Here is a 7805-nt window from a genome sequence, read left to right as displayed (position 1 = left end):
GCCCGGTGGTCACCAGCTACCAGCCGATGGACTACGTTGGGCTGCTGAGCCTGATTGTCGGGGTGGGGGCCTTGCAGATCATCCTCGACAAGGGCAATGACCTGGACTGGTTCGAGTCCAACTTCATCATCATCGGTGCGGCCATTTCGGTGATCGCCCTGGCGGTGTTCGTGATCTGGGAGATGACCGACAAGCACCCGGTGGTCAACCTGCGGCTGTTCGCGCACCGTAACTTCCGGATCGGCACCATTGTGTTGATCCTTGGTTATGCGGGCTTTTTCGGCATCAACCTGATCCTGCCGCAGTGGCTGCAAACCCAGATGGGCTACACCGCCACCTGGGCCGGGTTGGCAGTGGCGCCCATCGGCATTTTGCCGGTGCTGATGTCGCCATTCGTGGGCAAGTACGCGCACAAGTTTGACCTGCGCCTGCTGGCGGGCCTGGCATTCCTGGCGATTGGCTTGAGCTGCTTCATGCGCGCCGGTTTCACCAACGAAGTGGACTTTACCCACATCGCCATGGTGCAGCTGTTCATGGGCATCGGCGTGGCGCTGTTCTTCATGCCGACCTTGAGCATCCTGATGTCCGACCTGCCGCCGCACCAGATTGCCGACGGCGCGGGGCTGGCGACCTTCCTGCGTACCTTGGGCGGCAGCTTCGCGGCGTCGCTGACCACCTGGATCTGGATCCGCCGGGCCGACCAGCACCATGCCTACATGAGCGAGAACATGACCGTCTACGACTCGACCACCCGCGATGCGTTGCAGGCGCTGGGCGGGGCAGGGCAGAAGGCCTATACCCAGCTGGACCAGATTCTCACCAGCCAGGCGTACATGATGTCCACCGTGGATTACTTCACGTTGCTGGGGTGGATGTTCATGGGCTTGATGTTGCTGGTGTGGCTGGCCAAACCGCCGTTTACCGCAAAAGCGGGGCCGGCGGCATCGGGGCACTGATCCGCAAAAGTTGGAATGCAATCAAGTGTGGGAGCTGGCTTGCCTGCGATGCAGACACCTCGGTGTATCAGATGCACCGAGGTGATGCTATCGCAGGCAAGCCAGCTCCCACAGGTTGATCGGTGTTGTGCCAGAGGGTTATGCGCCAGGCAGCGCCAACTGCGGATTGACGAAGTCAAACGCCGCCAGTTGAAAGCCTTGCTCATCCACCTGCAATGCCCAGCCTTGCTTGTCCCAGTCCCCCAGCACAATGCGCTTGGCCGCCTGGTCGCCGATCTGCAACTTATGGATGGCGGGGCGGTGGGTATGGCCGTGGACCAGGGTGCGCACGCCAAACTGCTGCATCACCCGTGGCACTTCTTCAGGCGTGACATCGACGATGTCATTGGCCTTCATGCGCACCTGGGCGCTGCTCTCACTGCGCAGCTTGCGCGCCAGTTTATGGCGGGTGCCCAAGGGCAGGTGGCGCAGGATAAACAGCACAATCGGGTTACGCAGGATGCGCCGCAGCTTCATATAGCCGAGGTCGCGGGTGCAGAGGCTGTCGCCGTGCATCAACAGCACAGGCTCGCCATACAACTGCACGACCGTCGGGTCCTTGAGCAAGGTGGCGCCTGCCGCTTTGCAGAACGCCTTGCCGATCAGGAAGTCGCGGTTGCCGTGCATGATGAAAATCGGGGTGCCGCTGTCGCTCAGCTCACGCAAAGCCTCGCAGATGGAACGCTGGAAGGGGGTCATGCCATCGTCGCCAATCCAGGCTTCGAAGAAGTCCCCCAGAATGTACAACGCCTGGGCCCCACGGGCGCGGCCGTGGAGCAGATCCAGAAACGCCCGGGTGATGTCCGGGCGTTCCTCTTCCAGATGCAAATCTGAAATCAGCAATATCACGCTTCGATGATCTCGGCTTTCTCGACGATCACGTCTTCGGCTGGAACGTCCTGGTGACCGGCCTTGGAGGTGGTCGATACGCCTTTGATCTTGTCGACAACGTCGGTGCCTTGGGTGACTTTACCGAACACCGCGTAGCCCCAACCCTGCACGTTTTTGCCGCTGTGGTTCAGGAAGGCGTTGTCGGCGACGTTGATGAAGAACTGCGCGGAGGCCGAATGCGGCTCCATGGTACGGGCCATGGCGACGGTGTACTTGTCGTTGGAAAGGCCGTTGTCCGCTTCGTTCTGGATGCTTGGACGCTTGTCTTTCTTTTCTTTCATGCCAGGCTCGAAACCGCCGCCCTGGATCATGAAGTTACCGATGACACGGTGGAAAACCGTGTTTTCGTAGTGGCCGGCTTTGACGTATTCGATGAAGTTGGCGACGGTGATCGGCGCTTTATCGGCGTTCAGCTCGATGACGATGTCACCGTGGTTGGTGGTCAGTTTGACTTGAGTCATGTTCACTACTCTTTTCAGGGAATTCGTGGGTGTGGGCGCCTGGGCACCTTACCTGTCTGGCTAAACGACGGCCAAGGCGCGCAGTTTAGCCTGCCCGGCAGGAATTTCGAGGTGGTTTTTTACCAGTGGTGCGTTAAATGCACCTGAGCCCTGTCAGCGCCTTGACAGCATCAGCTATGATAAGCCCTTTGTTTTGTCTGGCCCCAACCGGCCATGAACCTGTCTGTTCAAGGATCCTATGAGCAAGCCCACTGTCGACCCTACCTCGAATACCAAGGCCGGACCTGCCGTCCCGGTCAATTTCCTGCGCCCGATCATCCAGGCGGACCTGGATTCGGGCAAGCACACGCAGATCGTCACCCGTTTCCCACCTGAGCCCAACGGCTATCTGCACATCGGCCACGCCAAGTCGATCTGTGTGAACTTCGGCCTGGCCCAGGAGTTCGGTGGCGTCACGCACCTGCGTTTCGACGACACCAACCCTGCCAAGGAAGACCAGGAATACATCGACGCCATCGAAAGCGACATCAAGTGGCTGGGCTTCGAATGGTCCGGTGAAGTGCGCTATGCCTCCAAGTATTTCGACCAGTTGTTCGACTGGGCCGTCGAGCTGATCAAGGCCGGCAAGGCCTATGTGGACGACCTGACCCCGGAGCAGGCCAAGGAGTACCGGGGCACGCTGACCGAGCCAGGCAAGAACAGCCCGTTCCGCGACCGTTCGGTGGAAGAGAACCTGGACTGGTTCAACCGTATGCGCGCCGGCGAATTCCCGGACGGCGCCCGCGTGTTGCGCGCCAAGATCGACATGGCCTCGCCGAACATGAACCTGCGCGATCCGATCATGTACCGTATCCGCCATGCCCACCACCATCAGACCGGTGACAAGTGGTGCATCTACCCCAACTACGACTTCACCCACGGCCAGTCGGACGCCATCGAAGGCATCACCCACTCCATCTGCACCCTGGAGTTCGAGAGCCATCGCCCGCTGTACGAGTGGTTCCTGGACGGCCTGCCGGTACCGGCGCACCCGCGTCAGTACGAGTTCAGCCGCCTGAACCTGAACTACACCATCACCAGCAAGCGCAAGCTCAAGCAACTGGTGGATGAAAAGCACGTGCATGGCTGGGACGACCCGCGCATGTCCACGCTGTCGGGCTTCCGTCGCCGTGGCTACACCCCGGCGTCGATCCGCAACTTCTGCGACATGGTCGGCACCAACCGCTCCGACGGCGTGGTCGATTTCGGCATGCTCGAATTCAGCATCCGTCAGGACCTGGATGCCAATGCACCGCGCGCCATGTGCGTGCTGCGTCCGTTGAAAGTCGTGATCACCAACTACCCGGAAGGCCAGGTCGAGAACCTCGAACTGCCGCGTCACCCGCAGAAAGAAGAGCTGGGCGTGCGAAAATTGCCGTTCGCCCGCGAGATCTACATCGACCGTGACGACTTCATGGAAGAGCCGCCAAAAGGCTACAAGCGCCTGGAGCCGAACGGCGAAGTGCGCCTGCGCGGCAGCTACGTGATCCGTGCGGACGAAGCGATCAAGGACGCCGACGGCAACATCGTCGAACTGCGCTGCTCGTACGATCCGGACACCCTGGGCAAGAACCCTGAAGGCCGCAAGGTCAAGGGCGTGGTCCACTGGGTACCGGCCGCTGCCAGCATCGAGTGCGAAGTGCGCCTGTACGATCGTCTGTTCCGCTCGCCCAACCCTGAAAAGGCTGAAGACAGCGCCAGTTTCCTCGACAACATCAACCCTGACTCCCTGCAAGTACTCACTGGTTGTCGTGCCGAGCCATCGCTTGGCGACGCACAGCCGGAAGACCGTTTCCAGTTCGAGCGCGAAGGTTACTTCTGCGCGGATATCAAGGACTCGAAACCTGGTGCTCCGGTATTCAACCGTACCGTGACCTTGCGAGATTCGTGGGGCCAGTGATTTAAGGGAAACATCGTGCTAACGATCTACAACACGCTCAGCAAGACCAAAGAAGTCTTCAAACCGCTGGACGGCAACAAGGTGCGCATGTACGTGTGCGGCATGACCGTGTACGACTACTGCCACATCGGCCACGGCCGCAGCATGGTTGCCTTCGACCTGGTGACCCGTTGGTTGCGTTTCAGTGGCTATGACTTGACGTACGTGCGCAACATCACCGACATCGACGACAAGATCATCAACCGTGCCAACGAAAACGGCGAGTCGTTTGATGCGCTGACCGAGCGCATGATCGCCGCCATGCACGAGGACGAGGCGCGCCTCAACATCCTCAAGCCGGACATGGAACCGCGTGCCACGGACCACATCCCGGGCATGCACGCGATGATCCAGACCTTGATCGACAAGGGCTACGCCTACGCACCGGGCAACGGCGACGTGTACTACCGCGTCGCCAAGTTCATGGGCTACGGCAAGCTGTCGCGCAAGAAGATCGAAGACCTGCGCATCGGCGCGCGCATCGAAGTCGACGAGGCCAAGCAGGACCCGCTCGACTTCGTGCTGTGGAAAGCCACCAAGCCGGGCGAGCCGAGCTGGGAGTCGCCCTGGGGCGCCGGGCGTCCGGGTTGGCACATCGAGTGCTCGGTAATGTCCACCTGCTGCCTGGGCGAGACCTTCGACATTCATGGCGGCGGCAGCGACCTGGAGTTCCCGCACCACGAAAACGAAATCGCCCAGAGCGAAGCTGCCACTGGCAAGACTTACGCCAATGCCTGGATGCACTGCGGCATGATCCGCATCAATGGCGAGAAGATGTCCAAGTCCTTGAACAACTTCTTCACCATCCGCGACGTGCTGGAAAAGTACCACCCGGAAGTGGTGCGCTACCTGCTGGTGTCCAGCCACTACCGCAGCGCCATCAACTACTCCGAAGACAACCTCAAGGACGCCAAGGGTGCCCTGGAGCGTTTCTACCACGCGTTGAAAGGCCTGCCCGCGGTGGCGCCTGCTGGCGGCGAAGCCTTCGTGGCACGCTTCACCGAAGTGATGAACGACGACTTCGGCACCCCGGAAGCCTGCGCCGTACTGTTTGAAATGGTGCGCGAGATCAACCGCTTGCGCGAGACCGATATCGACGCAGCGGCGGGCCTGGCGGCACGCCTGAAAGAACTGGCCAGCGTGCTGGGCGTGTTGCAGATGGAGGCTGATGACTTCCTGCAAGCGGGCGCTGAAGGGCGTGTGGATGCCGCCGAGGTAGATGCACTGATCCAGGCGCGTCTGGCGGCTCGCAGCAATAAAGACTGGGCGGAATCCGACCGTATCCGCGACCAACTGACCGCGATGGGTGTGGTGTTGGAAGACGGCAAGGGCGGGACGACGTGGCGGTTGGCTGACTGACCGTTGATAGCGGCACGCTGAACAAAAAACGCCCCGACTGGTTCGGGGCGTTTTTTTGCACACTGTTTAACGTTTCACTCGATCCACTGTGGGAGCTGGCTTGCCTGCGATGACGGAGTGTCAGTTACCGAAAATGTTGGCTGACCCGCCGCAATCGCAGGCAAGCCAGCTCCCACATTTTTTACCGTGCCCACTTTGCGAACTCTTCGGTTTCAGATTTATATGTGAGTTGGATGGTCTTTGAGGCTTAGTGTTTTATCCACCATTAACTGGATCCCCTCCAGCATCCGACAAATCCCCAGGGCGACGCTGCGAGGATTGCCTTCGATCTCAAAAGCCAAGTGGCTTGCCAGTGCATGAACCGACGCTAGATCCTCAGATGCGTTGACCAGCAGCGTCTCGACGTCTAGTCCTTCGCGCACGGTAAACAAGCCATGGCCCTCAGCAGACGGCTCTGGTTTCTCAGACGGGTTCAGATAGTGGTTGATTGCTCGATGAGCAGCAGTGTGAAGCGTGATTGAATCTGAAGGCGGATTAGGACTGTCTTTAATCATGGCGAAGCTCCTAGAGTATTGGAGTCACCACCCATCGCTGCGAAACGATATTGGGGTGGCAGCTGTACGCAGGTTCGCAGACCGGGACTCTAGGCACCCGGCATACCCGAAGGTATCCCGCGCACAGCCGCCATAACATCAGGCATAAAAAAGCGCCCGCTATCTTGAGGTGGACGCTGTGCGTCTAGAGTTTAACCGGGCTGCGAAACCCGGTCGCTGAATTTGCAGCGACCGCCGAAGATTAGGCAGGGATCTTCCGAGGGGCAACCCTAAAACGCTGTCGGAAATTTCTGGCTGGAGCTCAATGCCTGGATGGATCAGGTGCCAGCTGAGGTAATGGTTATCACCAAGAACCGTTTTACTGATCGACCGGGCGCTCCCCGGTGTGGCGCGTAGCGGGATGATGCTGAGCTGGCGCAATGGGCGGCGCGTATCCGCTCGATTGCCTGGCGCCAAACCAAATGTGGGAGCTGGCTTGCCTGCGATAGCGGAATTTCAGTCAATGATGCTGTGACGGATAAACCGCTATCGCAGGCAAGCCAGCTCCCACATTTGAATTCGCCTGAAGAATCAGCGGCGGCTGCTGACTTCGGCGGGGACGTCATCACCGGCCATGCGTTTGCGGAACAAGGCCGTTCGCGCCAGCAGCAGTGTGGTGACCGGCACGGTGATCGCGAGCAAAATCGGAATCAGCCAGCCATGCAACACCGGCCCGGACTTGAGCACCGAAAAGTAGATGATCGACGCCAACGCCACGCTCCACGCCCCCAGCGTCGAGGCCAGTGCCGGTGGGTGCATGCGTTGGAAAAATTCTTTCATCCGCAGCAAGCCAATCGCGCCAATCAAGGCAAACAGGCTGCTGAGCAGCAGCAACGCCGCCACGATAATTTCAACCCATAACGGAATCATTCAATCACCTCGCCACGCAGCAGGAATTTGGCCAGGGCGAACGAGCCGACGAAGCCGAACAGCGCGATCAATAGCGCCGCTTCAAAGTAAGTGTCGCTGGCATAGCGAATACCCAGGGTCAGCATCATCAACATCGCCAGGATGTACAGGTAGTCCAGCGCCAGTACCCGGTCCTGGGCCGAGGGGCCTTTGAACAGGCGCACCAGGGTCAGCACCATGGCCAGGGAGAACAGGAACAGGCTGAACAGGATCGCATTGGCGAGCAGGGCGCTCATTCGAAGATCTCCATCAGGGGCCGTTCGTAGGCGTGCTTGAATTGCTGGATAAACGAGGCCTCGTCATCCAGGTCGAAGACGTGCAGCAGCAGGATGCTACGGTCCAGGGCCAGTTCCGACCACACGGTGCCGGGGGTCACGCTGGTGATCATCGCCAGCACGGCCAGGCCGTTGGCGTCGCGCAGGTCCAGGGGGATCTTGATAAAGCGTGAGCGCGGTGGGCGTGAGCCACAGGTGAGTACGCCCCAGGCCACGTGCAGGTTGGAGATGATCACGTCGAGGCCAACCCGGAAGAACAGGCGCACGATCACCCCAGGGCGACGGATGCGGATCGGCAACGGGCGCAATGGCGCCATCATCAGCGGCGCGAGAAAGCCCAGCAG

Annotated in this window: 9 protein-coding genes; 3 read left to right on the top strand and 6 right to left on the bottom strand. The window is 59.9% G+C overall.

Annotated elements, in window-relative coordinates; translation table 11 throughout:
- Nucleotides 1–956, top strand: a 956-nt coding sequence (locus GIW04_RS25035) for a DHA2 family efflux MFS transporter permease subunit (protein WP_236479299.1), incomplete at its 5' end; no start/stop codon positions are given.
- 138 nt (nucleotides 957–1094) lie between these two features.
- On the opposite strand, the gene lpxH is transcribed toward GIW04_RS25035, so the two are convergent.
- Nucleotides 1095–1844, bottom strand: coding sequence for a UDP-2,3-diacylglucosamine diphosphatase (lpxH, locus tag GIW04_RS25030; protein ID WP_003192177.1), 750 nt, complete (start codon nucleotides 1842–1844; stop codon nucleotides 1095–1097).
- Nucleotides 1841–2347, bottom strand: coding sequence for a peptidylprolyl isomerase (locus GIW04_RS25025; RefSeq protein ID WP_003192175.1), 507 nt, complete (start codon nucleotides 2345–2347; stop codon nucleotides 1841–1843). The genes lpxH and GIW04_RS25025 overlap by 4 nt, the downstream gene beginning before the upstream one ends.
- Nucleotides 2348–2585: 238 nt before the next feature.
- Between GIW04_RS25025 and GIW04_RS25020 the strand changes: the two genes are divergently transcribed.
- Complete coding sequence (locus GIW04_RS25020; RefSeq protein WP_120248988.1) at nucleotides 2586–4286, top strand: glutamine--tRNA ligase/YqeY domain fusion protein; 1701 nt, start codon at nucleotides 2586–2588, stop codon at nucleotides 4284–4286.
- A 15-nt stretch (nucleotides 4287–4301) separates the two neighbouring features.
- A complete protein-coding gene (gene cysS, locus GIW04_RS25015; protein WP_003192173.1) occupies nucleotides 4302–5684 on the top strand; it encodes a cysteine--tRNA ligase in 1383 nt (460 codons plus the stop codon).
- A 218-nt stretch (nucleotides 5685–5902) separates the two neighbouring features.
- On the opposite strand, the gene GIW04_RS25010 is transcribed toward cysS, so the two are convergent.
- The 4 genes from GIW04_RS25010 to GIW04_RS24995 form a co-directional block, all read right to left on the bottom strand.
- Nucleotides 5903–6238 (bottom strand): DUF6124 family protein, encoded by a 336-nt coding sequence (locus GIW04_RS25010; protein ID WP_034133803.1) that lies wholly within the window; start codon nucleotides 6236–6238, stop codon nucleotides 5903–5905.
- A gap of 570 nt (nucleotides 6239–6808) precedes the next feature.
- Nucleotides 6809–7147 (bottom strand): Na+/H+ antiporter subunit G, encoded by a 339-nt coding sequence (locus GIW04_RS25005; RefSeq protein WP_003192169.1) that lies wholly within the window; start codon nucleotides 7145–7147, stop codon nucleotides 6809–6811.
- On the bottom strand, nucleotides 7144–7422 hold the full coding sequence (locus GIW04_RS25000; RefSeq protein WP_003192168.1) for a K+/H+ antiporter subunit F: 279 nt from the start codon (nucleotides 7420–7422) through the stop codon (nucleotides 7144–7146). Before GIW04_RS25000 ends, GIW04_RS25005 begins: the two co-directional genes overlap by 4 nt.
- On the bottom strand, nucleotides 7419–7805 hold a 387-nt coding region (locus GIW04_RS24995), incomplete at its 5' end, for a Na+/H+ antiporter subunit E (RefSeq protein ID WP_236479298.1). The genes GIW04_RS24995 and GIW04_RS25000, both read right to left, overlap by 4 nt.

It is taken from the genome of Pseudomonas sp. PA-4-8C, from assembly GCF_021606625.1.
GTDB classification, from domain to species: Bacteria; Pseudomonadota; Gammaproteobacteria; order Pseudomonadales; family Pseudomonadaceae; genus Aquipseudomonas; species Aquipseudomonas lactis.
This window is presented reverse-complemented; position numbering and strand designations above follow the sequence as displayed.

Bases quoted from the DNA above. Each gene is read 5' to 3' on its own strand.
- GIW04_RS25025 (WP_003192175.1), bottom strand. From the start codon at position 2,347: ATGACTCAAGTCAAACTGACCACCAACCACGGTGACATCGTCATCGAG.
- GIW04_RS25020 (WP_120248988.1), top strand. From the start codon at position 2,586: ATGAGCAAGCCCACTGTCGACCCTACCTCGAATACCAAGGCCGGACCT.
- GIW04_RS25010 (WP_034133803.1), bottom strand. From the start codon at position 6,238: ATGATTAAAGACAGTCCTAATCCGCCTTCAGATTCAATCACGCTTCAC.
- GIW04_RS25005 (WP_003192169.1), bottom strand. From the start codon at position 7,147: ATGATTCCGTTATGGGTTGAAATTATCGTGGCGGCGTTGCTGCTGCTC.
- GIW04_RS25000 (WP_003192168.1), bottom strand. From the start codon at position 7,422: ATGAGCGCCCTGCTCGCCAATGCGATCCTGTTCAGCCTGTTCCTGTTC.